This window comes from Cohnella baijiui (genome assembly GCF_020731285.1).
Classification (GTDB): Bacteria; Bacillota; Bacilli; order Paenibacillales; family Paenibacillaceae; genus Cohnella.
Window position 1 is genome coordinate 1 of record NZ_JAJFOW010000111.1, and the last position, 445, is coordinate 445.

Annotated in this window: 1 protein-coding gene; it reads right to left on the minus strand. The window is 41.6% G+C overall.

The window, feature by feature from the left end; all coding sequences use genetic code 11:
• On the minus strand, positions 1-197 hold a 197-nt coding region (locus tag LKX83_RS31865; protein WP_227887271.1), incomplete at its 3' end, for a hypothetical protein.
• Positions 198-445: the final 248 nt, after the last annotated feature.

Here is a 445-nt window from a genome sequence, read left to right on the forward strand (position 1 = left end):
ATCTCGTCGTAAGGCTTACTCATCCACGAATCTTCCGTATCAGGTCTATTTGCATGCGCCCATTCTGTACTGTCTGCTGTCTGCGCCGTCCGGATGTCATGTTTCTCGGATAATGAGAGAGGCGTAGAGGAATGGGGAGTCTTTGTTGAATAGCTCATGCACGTGTCAATGATTTCATCCCAGTTGGCGAAGCTCATAATTGAGTCATTCTCCCTTCTTTTGAAATCCGTGCCTCGATACCGGTTCGCTATTGTGCCAAGTAGAGTCTCTAGCTGGCCTCCTTTCCTGTCATTTGCTTTATTATAAAAAAGGATAGAAAAAATAACAATATTAATTTTGTAATTTTCTATTAATTAAAACGAAAGAGGTCGATAGGTGTGTTTTTCATATAATTGCAAAAGGACGGGAGATATTCCCGCCCTTTTGCATGTGTTTATTCTGTCAC